The following is a 13,336-nucleotide window of genomic DNA, read 5'->3' as shown; positions in this document are numbered from 1 at the left end:
GACAAGCAAGGCGACACGTAGAGAATCGGTCTCCCGCTCCTGGCGTTTTAGAATCGCAGCATCCTGACATGGCGAACGGCCTCTGAACGCTGCGTTCGCCGCAGGAGAGCAACACCCGGCGCACCGTCTGTACGCGTGCATGCCGTCGTGCGGTTTAAGCACAAGATGACATATTTTTAATGTGTTGTCGAATTTTCTGGAGGTGGGATGGGTTCCCGCAAAGGCACCACAGTCAAGGTACCGGGCAAGCCGGATCTGGAGGCAATGTCCGAATTCCGTTACCAGCTACGACAATTTCTCAGGTTCTCCGAAGAAATTACGCATGCGGAAGGCGTTACGCCGTTGCAGTACCAATTACTGCTTCATGTCAGAGGGTTTCCGGGGCGTAAATGGGCAACGGTGGGTGAACTCGCCGAGCGTCTCCAGGCCGCGCCGAACGGAACGGCCGCACTGGTCTCGCGCTGCGAAGCGGTCGGCCTCGTGGTTCGTCGGCCGGACACTGTGGATCGTCGTCAGGTTCAGGTGCATCTTACGGCGAAGGGTGAGCGCTGTCTGCTGAAACTGGCGTCGCTGCACAAGTCCGAGATGGAGTCGTTCGGCTGGGCATTCGGCGGAGCCGGCAGACAATAAGAAAACGTCTTCGTGCCTACGCGAACAACTATTTGCCGTATTTCATCCGTCCTGGCAGTGAAGGGCTACTCACGACCACTGGCTTTGTCGCATGCACGTCGCTGCTGGGCGTCACGGCCTTGCTGAACCCGATGGTCGTCCGATGGCTGCTTAACGTCAATTCAACCATTACAGGGTGGAAAATTCTGGTGCCGGTGCTCACCATCATCGGACTGATGACGGCGAGCAGATATTGGAACGTATTGAGCGCGGCGCCCGACAGTTAGCTTCATCTGCAGTAATCTGTGATCACTGGACGGGCTTCAAAACCAACACATTCCTGTTTTCGCTGGTTGCGATCGGTTTCGTGCTCTACGCCGTGTACTACCATGTAATTGCACGCAAGCGAGCTAGCCGGTTCGGCTGGAAGAACATCGCGTGGCTGTCGCCGTGGTTTGGCGGGGGTCTGGGTGTTGTCATGGCTGGGCAACGTCGGAGGCGGCCGGAACGTGATTGGTTTTGGTTGGGATATTCTGCTGCTGGCGGTCTGGCGCGTCATCGTCATCCTGTTCGCAATGCGCTGTGCGCTGAGCCCGGGCGGAACGACGGCCATGATGGAACGGATGAAACGCACCAGTTGAGCGCAGGCGCGAGTTGGGCAATGCGATCACGCGGCACGATGTGCCGGAAGACCGGCAGGACGCTTTTGCGGATCGCTGGGAAGCTGGACGCGAGGTCCGGAATGGCCGCCCGGACATGCATGACGCCAGCAGATCCACCATGTAGTCGTTCTGGGGATGACAAGCTATGACGGGCGAGCCTCATCGGCATGATCAGGATTCCTCCAGCCAGACGCACCACGTGAAGGTCGCGCCGGTGCAACCACGCCCGGTCGCTCACCTCGATGACGATTCCGTCATGCCGGTCGCCCTCTACTGGCTATGTTGTCTCGCGTTCGTCGTCGGCATTGTGACTGGGCTCGGCGCCGTCGTGTTCCGGGGACTGATCGGGCTGGTGCACAACCTGTTCTTTCTCGGGCAACTGTCGGTTGCCTATGATGCCAGCCGCTTCACGCCCGCATCACCGTGGGGCATGTTTGTCATTCTCGTGCCTGTCGTAGGCGGACTCGCGGTCACCTGGATCGTGAGCACATTTGCGCCGGAAGCCAAGGGACACGGGGTACCGGAGGTGATGGACGCGATCTACTATAAGCGCGGTGCGATCCGCCCCGTCGTGGCCGTGGTGAAATCGATTGCATCTGCACTGGCGATCGGCTCCGGCGCTGCCGTCGGACGCGAGGGGCCGATCATCCAGATCGGCTCCGCACTCGGATCGACTCTCGGTCAGCTGGTGACCATGACGGCCGGGCAGCGTATCACGCTGGTCGCCGCGGGCGCCGGTGCCGGCATTGCCGCGACCTTTAATACGCCAATCGGCGGGGTGCTGTTCGCCACCGAATTGATGATGCCGGAGATCAGCGTCAACACGTTTCTGCCTGTGGCGATTGCAACGGGGACGGCGACCTTTCTAGGTCGGCTGTTCTTCGGTGCTGCGCCAGCGTTCTTTGTCCCTGCGCAACTGGGCGCAATTCCAAACCAGCCGGGCAGTGCATTAACGCTGATCCTTTATGCGCTACTCGGTGCCGCAACGGGCGTGGCCGCGGCGCTGCTGATACGCGCGCTGCATTGGGCAGAAGATGGATTCGACAAGATACCGGGACGATACGGGCGTCACGCCTTCGGGATGCTGATCGTTGGCGCGACGATGTATCTGCTATGGCGCTATGCGGGGCATTATTACGTCGAAGGTGTCGGCTACGCGACAATCCAGGCCACGTTGTACGGACAACTGCAGGGTGGTGCTTTCCTGCTGATGCTGGCGCTGTGCAAGATGCTGGCGACATCGGTCAGCCTCGGTTCGGGTTCGTCTGGGGGCGTGTTTTCTCCGTCGCTTTTTATCGGTGCGACACTCGGGGCGTCGTTTGCGTCCGTGGTTGCGCTTGCGCTGCCGGGGGCACCCGTCAGCGCACCTGCGTTTGCGATGGTGGGCATGGGAGCAATGGTCGGCGGCGGCACAGGCGCCGCGATGACCGCGGTTGCGATGGTCTTCGAAATGACGCGGGACTATGACATCGTGCTGCCGATGATCATCGCGGTGGCCTTCAGCCTCGGCGCACGCCGGCTACTGTCTCCCGAAAGTATCTATACGCTCAAGCTCGTGCGGCGCGGACACCCGATTCCCAACGCCCTGCATGCGAATATGTTTCTGGTGCAGAGCGCGGCCCAGGTCATGGAAACCGATGTCTTCGTGCTCGATGAGCATGTACCGTTTCGCGACGTGCTTGCCGGTGTAGAAGGCGCCGCTTTCCGGCATGTCGTGATCACGAGGGCGCATGAAATCCACGGAGTGCTGCGGATCAATACCGGACTGCGCCGCGCCGTGAGTCATGGCGCTCCGGATATTTCACTTGGCGCTCTCGCGCAGCGCAACTTCATTGTCGTAGAGGAGAACGACGTTGCGTTCGGTGTGATTACCCGCCTTTGGAAACAGCGTGCGGCGATGGCGGTCGTGGTTGGGCGACAGGAGGGACACGGTCCCCTTCGCGTGCTCGGGGTGATCGCCAAGGAACACATTGCGGATGCAGTTGCGAGCAGCATAAAGATATTCCCGGGACAGGCCGAGAGTCGGCCCCGGCAAGGCGCCGTGAGGCCGTTTGACAGCAACCGAAGAAAGAAGAAAGTCGGCGGCGACGGCAAAGGAGCTGGCAATGAAACTGACGCATGACCTCGACAACCTCCGCGAGCGTATCGGCAGAGCACTTCACCTCGACTACATTAAACAGATGTCGGGCGCGATGCGAGCCGGAAAACTGGAACGGGGGCCTGAATGGGCGATCGTCTACCGGACGGCGCACGGTTTCTGCTGCATCTATCAGGGCGAAGCCGTCGAACTGCAGGAAATGCTCGATGTCCAGATCTGGGCCGAAGAAATGGATGTCCAGACCTGGTTCATCGGTCTTTGACTGCCGGCTAATTTTCGCGTCTGGAAACCATAGCCGGACCCTCCTGCAACCGGCGGCGCATATCGCGATCGCCAATGGCAACTGTCAGTTGCAGCGCTTCAAGGGCCGGCCGTGGCGCACGTTTCAAAGAGTGCGCGCCTCTTCATGGAGGCGCTCGGCTTCATCGGAAAGTCGTCGGAAGCTATAGCAATCAGGGAACAGGAACACCGACTGCTGGCAACCATCTCCGAATCGCTCATGTTTGGAGGGCAACTTGCGGCCCAGTGAGACAGTTGATGAGCTACGGTATCTTTCCCGTCTGGTTACACGGCCTTTCAATCGCATGGCTGGCACTGGGCGCGATTTGCGCCGTTGTAATCGTGGCCGATGAATTCCGGCGACCGCAGAAGATGTGGATCATGAACCTCGTCTCGCCACTGACTGCACTGTTCGGCACCTTCCTCTGGTTGGCTGCTTACTATGCTTGGGGCCGTAACTCCCCGGCGGCCGGGGATCAAAACAGCGACCCCGCTTTTCCGGCAATGGTGCTGAAGGGCACTAGCCACTGGGCGCCGGTTGCACGCTAGGGGACATCGTTGCAGAATGGGCGGCGTTTATGTTCCCGAACGTAGCAGTGTGGTTCGGTTGGCATACGCTCTTCGCCGAGAAGACATTCGCAGTCTGGATCGCTGACTTCATTGTCGCGTTTCTGCTCGGCGTGCTATTCCAGTACTTCACTATCAAGCCGATGCGCGACCTTTCCGTCCGGCAGGGCCTGGTCGCCGCGCTTAAGGCGGACATTGCCTCGATAAGCGCATGGCAGATAGGCATGTATGGATTAATGGCACTCATCCAGTTCTTCTGGTTCAAGCCGGCCTATGGCGGCATTGCGAACGTCGCCAGCCCGGAGTTCTGGTTTGCAATGCAGCTTGCGATGCTTGCGGGGTTTGCGACTAGCTATCCCGTCAACTGGCTGTTGATCCGTTCGGGTGTGAAGGAAAAGATGTGAGGCGATGGCGCGGCGCAACAGACATGGTGCGCAGGCCGGTGTCTGCGGTTCGCCATCATGCGCCAGCTGGCATTCGCCTTGGCTTTCCGACGACTTTCTGAATGCCGACGGTTTTTATTACAAGCCGTTTGAAAAAATGGCACATCGTGACATGTAATATCACGCTGTTCGGATGCCGAAGCGTTAAGACACCGTGATTGGCCTTTGCCCTGACGGGGCAAAGCTGCGGGTGCGTCGCTCGAAGCAGTATCTGGATCGTCAACGCTATTTGGGTATGCGGATGCGCTTGGGTGCGCGCGTTCCGTCTGGCATTGCACAACGCCGCACCATAGCGGCGTAAGGTGGCGCGGTAAGGCGTCGCTCGAAGTACTCTACAACCGTCATGCCGGAGCGCTTCTTCAGTCGGACGCCGATATTCACGCCTCTATAGAAGGATTGCGCCCGCAGATTGATCGTGTCGCCCTTATGTATGCTGCGAAAGCGACGCGCGCCTGTCCGCCACCTCAAAGCGATGCACCTCGCAATCGATTCGACGGATGCGTGAGAATGCAGCGTGAGAGCGGGTGCCCCGGAAAACAGGCTGTCCGTCCGCGTACAGGCGGTCGCAAGGATTGCCGAACATCCAAGCGCGATGAGCAGATGCCACGTCCGCCCGTTCTTCGGCGTTTTCTTCTTGTCGCCGGTTCGCGCATCTCGGGAAGAACTCGCCCGAGACATCCCGCTATAACCGATAACACTCAGACGCCGCATCATCGGCGCCCACCGCTGTCCCAGTCTGCTGCGCATCAATAGTTGGCTCCGTTTCGAGGGATTTCGAACGACAGCAAGGGTTCGAGTTAACGGCTATTGCAATCGTCAGCTGGCAAATTCCGCTGCCCGAAAAGGATAGACGATACACGGGGGAACGCGCAGGATCCCATTTACCACCCAGAGCGCGTCGGCGCCTGCGATCGGTACAGCAGGCGAAAACGGAGTGGTCGCTACATGCGCGAAGGGCCAGTTGCGCCTCGGTGGCTAACAGCTTTGCGCACGAGGCGGCCGATAGTCAAGCCTTGCCCGAAAATGGAAATCACGACAACAGAATAGGTCATCGCAAGAACTACATCTCGCGCGTTGCTAGCCGGAATCGACAGCGCAAGCGCGACGGAAATCCCTCCTCTCAGCGCACCCCACGTTAGCACTTTCCAGGAGCCCACGGGCAGACCGGCTGTTCGACCCAGGAACGCAACGGGAGCGCCGACGGAAAGCAGTCTCGACACGAGTGCCACGGCTGCAGCCAGCGCACCAGCCAACACGACAGTGGCCGGGAACGGGATGAGGAGTACCTGCATACCGATGAGTACAAACAGCAGCGCATTGAGGATCTCATCGATCAGTTCCCAGAACACGTCGACGTACTGGCGAGTCGTCGATGACATTGCGTGGCGGCGAGCGCGGTTGCCAGTCATGACACCGGCGACAACCATGGCCAGCGGCCCGGAGACTTCCAGATGGTTCGCGAGAGCATAGCCGCCGACTACGGCAGCAAGGGTGAGCAGCACTTCGATCTGGTAATGATCCACGGATTGCAGCAGTCGATATAGAGCCCAGCCGATTGCGTAGCCAAAAAGCAAACCGCCGCCTGCTTCTCGAAGCAGATCCACAAGTCCCGATTGCAGAGTTGGAGCCTTGCCGCTCGTCGCAAACGACAGAAGCAGCGAAAACAGCACGACGCCCACGCCATCGTTGAAGAGTGACTCACCCGCGATTACGACCTCGAGGCTTTTAGGAGCTCCGGCAGACTTGACGATGCCCATCACTGCGATTGGGTCGGTAGGTGAGATCAGCGCGCCAAACAACAAGCAATATGGAAGCGTCAGCTGGACGCCGATGCCTGGCAGGAGATACCACATGACGATGCCGACAATCGCCGTGGAGACGCTGGTGCTGATGACCGATAGCGCCATGACGTGCCATTTATATTTCTGGAGCCTCCCCAGATCGACGTGCATGGCGCCAGCAAACAGCATGAGTGACAACATTCCTTGCAACAACAGTCCACCGAGATCGGCAGAACGTATCAGGTTTGTTTCTGCGAGCCGGAGTTTGTGAGCGACGCCGAGCAAGTCCAGACCAAAGGCGTCGAGGCCGACGACCGCGACGGATACGCCAAGGGACGTGGCCATAACGCCAATCATTGTCGGAAAATGCAGGTAGCGGTGGTTCAGGTACGCGAGGATCGCTGTAAGAGACAGGCATATTGCAACCACATCGAACAAAGGATAGCTCCTTTAAATAGTCCGGGCGGGCGTTTCCACGAATCGCCCGCCGCATGGCAAGCGCTTGTCTGGGCAGGTTAGCCGCCGCCCCGTTGCAAGATCGATCCGCACAATCCCAACGCAGTGTTAACCACAGCGAGATGCGTCAGGGCCTGAGGAAAGTTGCCGGCCATCTGCCGATGCTGTGTATCGTACTGCTCGGAAAAAAGACTGACATCATTCGCCACGGCAAGCACACGCTCGAATTGTTCGCGTGCTTCAGAATCACGGCCCTGCATGTGCAAACAATCGGCCATCCAGCACGAACAGGCCAGGAAGACTCCTTCATTTGGCCCGTCGGAGTCTTTCTTGCGTCGCCGGATCAGACCGTCTTCGGTCAACTCCCGGCGGATAGTGTCAATGGTCGATGCCATGCGTGGGTCGTCGGCTGGCAAAAAGCCAACGAGCGGCATCAACAGCAGGCTTGCATCGAGTGTGTCACTGCCGTAGTACTGCGTGAACGTGCCCAGACCGGCGTTCCAGGCTTCGCGGCAGATTTCGTCGCGGATCGTTTCTCGAAGCACAAGGAGGCGTTCGACGAGCGGTGAGGTCCTTGGGCCACTGGTTGGACGGCGCGCGATGAAACGGTCAACTGCGACCCACGCCATAACGCGAGAGTACGTGTAGTGACGAGGTTGCGAACGGGACTCCCAGATTCCCGAGCCGCGCGTGTTCCAGACCGTCTCCACGTGCTCGACGATACGTCTTTCAATCTCTTCTTCGTGGCTGGAGGTCGGGAATCCGGCACGCCGCGCGACTGCGAGGCTGTCGACGATTTCGCCCAGTATGTCGACCTGATGCTGGACAGCCGCCGCATTGCCGACGCGTACGGGGCTTGCGTAACGGTAGCCTTGCAACCAGTCAATGGTTTGTTCGTGCAGATGGCGGTTGCCATCGACGCGATACATGACGCGAATGTCCTCGGGCGAACCGCTAATTGCCAGTAACAGCCAGTCGCGCCACGCAAGTGCCTCATCGTAAAGCCCGGCATTGAGCAATGCGACTAACGCGAAACTCGTGTCGCGCAGCCAGCAATAGCGGTAATCCCAATTGAGCTGTCCCGCCGGGGCTTCCGGAAGCGAGGTTGTCGGTGCCGCGACTATCGCGCCCGTCCTGTGGTAAATCAGCGCCTTGAGCGTCAGCAGCGAACGCCTGACTGCATCCGGCCACGCTGTTCTGCTGTTGTCGAACTGGCCGATCCACTCACGCCAGTACCGTTGTGTAGCGAGCAGGGCGGATTCAGCATCAAGACGCTCCAGTGCGGGCTCGTGCGAAGGACCATACCTGATGCAAAAGGCCACCCGCTTGCCAGCTTCCACATCGAAAATGGCGTCGACCGACTCATCGTTCGCATCGAGCTCGACGTCTGTGTGCAATACGACAAGGTCTGGTCCGACGCGGGCCTGCACCGTCCCATCGACTTCCGCGATCCAGGGCGACAGCGCTCCATAATCGAAACGTAGCCGCAGTTGTGAGCGCATGGTCACGACTCCGCGTAGTCCCGTCACGATGCGCACGACGGAACTTGGACCGTCGCCGACTGGCATGAAGTCGATCACCCGCACTGCACCGCTGTCCAATTCGAAGTCGGTTTCAACGACGAGCGTGTCTTGCTGGTAGCGGCGCTGCTGGTGAATGACCCGCTCGACCGGCGCGATCGACCAGCAGCCATTGTCGGCGGTGCCGAGCAACGCGGCAAAGCAGGCGGCGCCGTCGAAGCGCGGCCAGCACAACCAGTCTATGGAGCCGTCTCGACTCACCAGTGCAGCCGTCTCACCGTCGCCGAGCAGTGCGTAGTCTTCGATCGCGGGGCGGCTCATCGCAGTCGCCCCCGTCTGCGTGCAACAGCAGCCATCGCTATAGCGACCGCGCTTGCGCCCGGGACTCCGAACGGAGCTGTGCGATGGCGGTTGATGAACATAGGGGGCGCAAAGACAGTCGCCATCGCTACGTTCACCCGTACGTCGATGGGGCGGAGAGCCCGTTCGACGCGTGGGGCGGCAGCATCAAAGGCTTGCGCGTCGGCGACGTCGATGGGGATCGGAAGCGCTCGGATGCCATGCGTGCTACTGAGTTTGGACGCTGCGCGATTGAGCCGTTCACGACCGTGCGAGATGAGCACGACATCGTAGCCGTTTCGGACGAACTGTTCGGCCGTCGCGTGGCCTATCCCCGCGCCGGCACCTGTCATAACCGCTATCCTGGACATTAGCTGGCCCCATGTAGCTGACACATTTTTCTCTATACCAGTACGAGCCATTCCGGCGTCTCTAACTCCGGAGCGGCTCCCCCGCACCGTCGAGCAAAACCTGCGCCAGGACTTTCCGTCTCGGCGAGGGCGAGACGAATGTCCCTTCTTTTTCCTGCCTGCTTAGCGGTGCAAGCGACGCTGGAATTTCGTTACCGTCGCGCTAAAGCTCCCCGCGAGCGGCGAGCGCTTCAATACGGTCTGCAGTATGCAGCGCGATTGCCTGAATAGTCAGCGATCGATTAACGCCGCCGACGGTCGGAAATACCGATCCGTCGCAGACCCACAGGTTGTCGATGTCCCAGCTGCGGCAATCCGCGTTGAACACGCTTGTCGCCGGGCTGTCGCCCATGCGCGCGGTGCCGTGCAGATGCGCGGTATCGTCGATCTGGGTCCACAGATCACGGCCGCCGGCCGCTTCCATCGCGATGCTCATAGACTTCGGCGAGTGGTCGATCAGGCGGCGAAGAAGTCCCTGCCTTTGTCCTCGTAATTCCAGTGAGTTCACTCCCATCGGATAACGCAGATTCAACAGTAGAACACCTGACAGACAACCTGTTTGTACCTCGCGGCGTTACGCGGCTTTGCCCTCCATGTGTCAGCAAACGGCTGCGAAGCGTGCCAGCACCTTAATGCACGACGACCGGGTATCGAAACCGCAACGAGCGGGCGTCGCGAGTTTCGACGACTGTCACACGGAGCGGTGACCGCCGGGTATGGCGGTTGCGCCTGGTTGCGGGCGTAGTACACGCCGCACCACCAGGCGCGTAAGGGAGGAGGGCCATGCAAGCTATTGGAAAGACACGATGGGCGGTCGCGGAGGGCTATTTGCCACAGTACGGCACTGGCGATGGTCCCGACCTGGCCAGCCACGAGGCGGCGTGCATTTTGAACGCCGGCGATGAAGACGCGCACATTGAACTGACGATTCTCTTCAGTGATCGCGAACCGGCGGGACCATACCATGTCACAGTTCCTGCGAGGCGAACGCTGCATATGCGCTTTAACGATCTGAGCGAACCCGAGCGTATTCCGACGGGCACGGAATACGCCAGCGTGTTCCATTCGGACGTTCCCGTAGTCGTGCAGCATACGCGCCTCGATTCTCGCCAGGCCGAGTTGGCACTGCTGTCCACAATTGCATTTGCCAGTGATTGACGTGTGGGGTGCCGTCTTTCTTTGTGACAATCGTGCCGTCCTTCGCACACTGCGGCTGCGTCGATGCGTCTGATGCCGCCCACCAATGGCTGGCACAACGGGCTGCCGCTCGGACCGGCACGCTACTGTGACCTGGCCGGCACCTTCGCGCCGACGCTGTTGGACTCGATGACCATTCTGTCGGTCATAGCAGTGGTCGATGCGCTGGCTGGCCGCGCGCTATCGGCCTTCGGTCGTGGTAGCCGGCGTACCGAAGGGCTCGGCGCTGTGGTGATTGATCCTGTTCACCGTCGCGGGCTGGTTGCGCGACCGTTCCCACCATCGCATGACACGGGTTTCGCGCACCACTTCGTCAGACCGGTCGATCCGACTCCCTGATCGATTTTCCTCGTCGAAAGTACGGAAAAGATGGCTTGATGATGACAAACATGGCCTGCCTCGTGTCCTGGCGTCTGCTCAACCGTTGCTTTAATGAGTTACGCGCATGTTCTATTGCCTGATCGCGCGCAACTCGTTCAAGTGCTTCCGGTTGGCCCCGCGCCGCAAATGGTTCGATGCGCGCATATAACGTCTGACCCGATACCGTACGCCTCACCACTGTGTCGACCCACACAGGCGCCGACCGTGCACGCTTCCTGCCTCGTCTCGCTGATCTTATAAAATCAGCATGGACCGCTGACCCTCTCATATCCATCTCCGCCGCGAAAACCTGGCCTTTTAAATGATCCGCTGGAGGAAATCGGCCAGGCCGTTCCCCAGACCGACGAACAAGCTTTATCGGCGATGGAACCACAACTCACACGAGGCGCTTGCATTCCATTACATGTCACGGTGTGACATAAATGTCGAAGTTGATTCAGCATTTAGCTGAGGCGCAGCGACGCCGCCGTGTCCCTCGCGGCGGCGCAACCAAGGCGATCACTGTATTCCCTGCCATTGCGCGCCACGATTTCTATGACTAGTGACGCCTGATGGCGCAAACGGTGCAGCGGTTACACCAGGGGCTGGAACACGAAGCGGATTTATTGAAGCTACGCACTGTTCTACGGCGCATCGGGGCAAGACGGTGGTCGTAGCCCAGCTTGTAACCGGCGCCCGGCTTGTGGTTCCGTGAGGCATGCTTACGGACGAACGGACCACCGCGGTAGTGCATCGGACCGGCGTCCCGTCATAAAAGGAATAGAACAGCGACGACATACGATTGCCGACCGCATGGTTCGGTGAATTGGCCGTTGCGACCAGGTCGAGCCGCTGAGTGAGGCCGGGCACGCGCTTCGAGACACTGGCCATAGTAACCGCGAGGAAAACCATATAACGAGCCGTCTTACACAGCGGCGTAGTCTGGCAGCGAGTTGTCGCCGAGATCGTCGTGCTCGTTCACGGGGCTCTAGACGCGCGCTTTGATTCGCGACTGCAGTCTCGATGCTTGCAGGCACGGCGCCGTGAATTGCATGCGTCAGAACGGTTGATACGCTACCTGCGCGACAGAGGGTTTCGCCGTCGCACGGCCTCATCGTGGCGCGTCAATATCGACGAAGCGCTTTCTCGCGTTGCCGATGCCGGCAACGCCCCTTAGCGGAGGAACAGCAGGTCCTCGTCGAAACGAACGGTGCGGAAGGAAAAGGTCAACAGCGCCGTAAAGCGACGGTCACGCGACCGCGTGGAGAGCATTCGTTTTGCTGTAGATGGGTGCCAATCCCACTCGCGCGTGGGAGCCGGCGTTCGATCGGCGGGACAAGCGACAGCGACTGCTAGTGCGAGCGGCAGCCGGCCCCGTGCGCTATTGGCGCCGCGCCCTCGGACTAAGCGAGAACGAAACAACATGTTTGTGCCATACACCGCAGGAAGCCACCACTGGAATCCAAACATACTGTTGCCGAAGCTTGGCGACCGCAAGCATATGCACCGTTTCGTCCGTTGCAGTCAATCGCCCAGACTCTTGCGTGGGCCTTGCTGGCAGTACTTTTGCGCGCAAAGCATTACCTTCGGAGACGACGATTGAATCGTAGCGTTGCCCGGTTCGAACCCACTGGTCGAAGGCCGCAATGCAATTTATGACCGCTTTGCGAACGTGGATGCGTCTGAGATAGGAGTAGTCAGTTAATGGCGCGGGCTTCGTCTGGGCGCGAGCCAGGTGGTAAGTCCAGCAACAAACAACGAGAAACAAAAGGGTAGTGGTAACCTTCATCCAGTAGCAAACCCGATACGGGCACTTATCGATAGACAACGGGCTATGAGTATACTCGCAGCGTTCGATCGGTTTCGTACTCGCGTTGCCCGCCCCGCTTACCGCTCTCGTTTAGCGTTATTGACGCCTGCCCTAATTCACATCGAGGCATCGAATAACGCTAAGCGAAGACGGAAGCTCGGGGTTGAATCGGGGCGGTTGAACGTCGACCGACGAGTAACTTCCGGGTTCGGCCATGAAGAGCCGTTGAGAAAGTTGCGGGTTTGATATTCATAGGACGGCTGTGACTCCAACGCGGACACACAAGCGAAGTGCACCTGAATTACGGCTTTGCCGCAATCCGCCGGCAGCAAATTGAGGGCTGGTCAGTCGCGGCATCGAGGGATGCCTGAAGCTGAGTGAAAGCAGGCCGGCTCGGGAGTGAGAACATCGATCACACCCGGGATATCGTTCGATGAACGCTGGCAGCAACGGCACGATCTGCTGCCGGCCGAGCGCAACGGGCGCCGTCACGCGCACGAGGCCGCGCGGCTCGCCGGCCAGGTCCTTCACGCGCGCGAAGTTCATCTCGATCGTCTCGTAGGCCTCGCGCGTGCTATCGACGAGCGTCTGCCCTGCCTCTGTGAGCCTNACGCTACGCGTTGTCCGACGCACGAGCGGCACGCCGGCGGCCTCCTCGAGATCGGCGATGCGCTGGCTCATCGCAGCCTTGCTGATCCCCAGCCGCTGTGCGGCGGCCGTGAAACTCGCGGTCATGGCGAGTACCGTCAGCGAATGGATGTGCGGCCAGAGCGACTGGACATTTTGTGGATTCATTAAATGATTA

The 13,336-nt window shown here is 59.7% G+C and carries 13 protein-coding genes and 2 pseudogenes; 9 read left to right on the top strand and 6 right to left on the bottom strand.

The features are described 5' to 3' along the window. Positions 1 to 207 precede the first annotated feature (207 nt). The 7 genes from F759_RS0126125 (at position 208) to F759_RS44345 (ending at position 4,619) form a co-directional block, all read left to right on the top strand. Complete coding sequence (locus F759_RS0126125) at positions 208 to 630, top strand: MarR family winged helix-turn-helix transcriptional regulator (protein WP_027802451.1); 423 nt, start codon at positions 208 to 210, stop codon at positions 628 to 630. 32 nt (positions 631 to 662) lie between these two features. After that, positions 663 to 896, top strand: coding sequence for a hypothetical protein (locus F759_RS43700; RefSeq protein WP_027802450.1), 234 nt, complete (start codon positions 663 to 665; stop codon positions 894 to 896). Between the two features lie 222 nt (positions 897 to 1,118). Next, entirely contained in the window at positions 1,119 to 1,250 is a 132-nt protein-coding gene (locus F759_RS44875) for a hypothetical protein (protein ID WP_274533491.1), read from the top strand. 166 nt (positions 1,251 to 1,416) lie between these two features. After that, positions 1,417 to 3,393, top strand: coding sequence for a chloride channel protein (locus tag F759_RS0126110; RefSeq protein ID WP_027802449.1), 1,977 nt, complete (start codon positions 1,417 to 1,419; stop codon positions 3,391 to 3,393). Then, positions 3,377 to 3,631: a hypothetical protein gene (locus tag F759_RS0126105; protein ID WP_027802448.1), complete on the top strand. Its 255-nt coding sequence runs from the start codon at positions 3,377 to 3,379 to the stop codon at positions 3,629 to 3,631. Before F759_RS0126110 ends, F759_RS0126105 begins: the two co-directional genes overlap by 17 nt. A gap of 275 nt (positions 3,632 to 3,906) precedes the next feature. After that, the gene (locus F759_RS44350) at positions 3,907 to 4,197 is read left to right on the top strand and encodes a hypothetical protein (protein WP_244438915.1); all 291 of its coding nucleotides are present in this window, start codon (positions 3,907 to 3,909) and stop codon (positions 4,195 to 4,197) included. A gap of 29 nt (positions 4,198 to 4,226) precedes the next feature. Further along, complete coding sequence (locus tag F759_RS44345) at positions 4,227 to 4,619, top strand: DUF4396 domain-containing protein (protein WP_244438914.1); 393 nt, start codon at positions 4,227 to 4,229, stop codon at positions 4,617 to 4,619. A gap of 980 nt (positions 4,620 to 5,599) precedes the next feature. Here F759_RS44345 and F759_RS0126085 read toward each other — a convergent pair. The 4 genes and pseudogenes from F759_RS0126085 to F759_RS0126055 all read right to left on the bottom strand — a co-directional run. After that, on the bottom strand, positions 5,600 to 6,868 hold the full coding sequence (locus F759_RS0126085; RefSeq protein WP_244438918.1) for a cation:proton antiporter: 1,269 nt from the start codon (positions 6,866 to 6,868) through the stop codon (positions 5,600 to 5,602). An 86-nt stretch (positions 6,869 to 6,954) separates the two neighbouring features. After that, complete coding sequence (locus F759_RS38620) at positions 6,955 to 8,736, bottom strand: glycoside hydrolase family 15 protein (RefSeq protein ID WP_036025285.1); 1,782 nt, start codon at positions 8,734 to 8,736, stop codon at positions 6,955 to 6,957. Continuing rightward, positions 8,733 to 9,107: an SDR family NAD(P)-dependent oxidoreductase gene (locus tag F759_RS41310; protein ID WP_322787116.1), complete on the bottom strand. Its 375-nt coding sequence runs from the start codon at positions 9,105 to 9,107 to the stop codon at positions 8,733 to 8,735. Before F759_RS41310 ends, F759_RS38620 begins: the two co-directional genes overlap by 4 nt. Positions 9,108 to 9,327: 220 nt before the next feature. Next, a pseudogene (locus tag F759_RS0126055) lies at positions 9,328 to 9,630 on the bottom strand (GMC family oxidoreductase); the annotation flags it as partial. A gap of 317 nt (positions 9,631 to 9,947) precedes the next feature. On the opposite strand from F759_RS0126055, the gene F759_RS0126050 reads away from it, so the two are divergent. After that, the gene (locus tag F759_RS0126050; RefSeq protein WP_027802442.1) at positions 9,948 to 10,322 is read left to right on the top strand and encodes a sensory rhodopsin transducer; all 375 of its coding nucleotides are present in this window, start codon (positions 9,948 to 9,950) and stop codon (positions 10,320 to 10,322) included. 72 nt (positions 10,323 to 10,394) lie between these two features. Continuing rightward, positions 10,395 to 10,700 carry a hypothetical protein gene (locus F759_RS0126045; RefSeq protein ID WP_152530709.1) on the top strand — a complete coding sequence of 102 codons (306 nt, stop codon included), beginning with the start codon at positions 10,395 to 10,397 and terminating at the stop codon, positions 10,698 to 10,700. Between the two features lie 1,402 nt (positions 10,701 to 12,102). Here F759_RS0126045 and F759_RS45220 read toward each other — a convergent pair. Next, positions 12,103 to 12,510 carry a BspC domain-containing protein gene (locus F759_RS45220; protein WP_407668555.1) on the bottom strand — a complete coding sequence of 136 codons (408 nt, stop codon included), beginning with the start codon at positions 12,508 to 12,510 and terminating at the stop codon, positions 12,103 to 12,105. Positions 12,511 to 12,948: 438 nt separating this feature from the next. Beyond that, a pseudogene (locus tag F759_RS38615) lies at positions 12,949 to 13,326 on the bottom strand (LysR family transcriptional regulator); the annotation flags it as partial. Between the last annotated feature and the right edge of the window lie 10 nt (positions 13,327 to 13,336).

This window comes from Paraburkholderia dilworthii, from assembly GCF_000472525.1.
Lineage (GTDB): Bacteria > Pseudomonadota > Gammaproteobacteria > Burkholderiales > Burkholderiaceae > Paraburkholderia > Paraburkholderia dilworthii.
The sequence above is the reverse complement of the archived record's forward strand: the minus strand, read 5'-3'. Positions and strand labels throughout refer to the sequence as shown.

Coding starts and splice junctions, on each gene's coding strand:
- F759_RS41310 (WP_322787116.1), bottom strand. CDS start 9,107: ATGACAGGTGCCGGCGCGGGGATAGGCCACGCGACGGCCGAACAGTTC.
- F759_RS0126105 (WP_027802448.1), top strand. CDS start 3,377: ATGAAACTGACGCATGACCTCGACAACCTCCGCGAGCGTATCGGCAGA.
- F759_RS0126110 (WP_027802449.1), top strand. CDS start 1,417: ATGACGGGCGAGCCTCATCGGCATGATCAGGATTCCTCCAGCCAGACG.
- F759_RS45220 (WP_407668555.1), bottom strand. CDS start 12,510: ATGAAGGTTACCACTACCCTTTTGTTTCTCGTTGTTTGTTGCTGGACT.
- F759_RS0126050 (WP_027802442.1), top strand. CDS start 9,948: ATGCAAGCTATTGGAAAGACACGATGGGCGGTCGCGGAGGGCTATTTG.
- F759_RS44350 (WP_244438915.1), top strand. CDS start 3,907: ATGAGCTACGGTATCTTTCCCGTCTGGTTACACGGCCTTTCAATCGCA.
- F759_RS38620 (WP_036025285.1), bottom strand. CDS start 8,736: ATGAGCCGCCCCGCGATCGAAGACTACGCACTGCTCGGCGACGGTGAG.
- F759_RS0126045 (WP_152530709.1), top strand. CDS start 10,395: ATGCCGCCCACCAATGGCTGGCACAACGGGCTGCCGCTCGGACCGGCA.
- F759_RS44345 (WP_244438914.1), top strand. CDS start 4,227: ATGTTCCCGAACGTAGCAGTGTGGTTCGGTTGGCATACGCTCTTCGCC.
- F759_RS0126125 (WP_027802451.1), top strand. CDS start 208: ATGGGTTCCCGCAAAGGCACCACAGTCAAGGTACCGGGCAAGCCGGAT.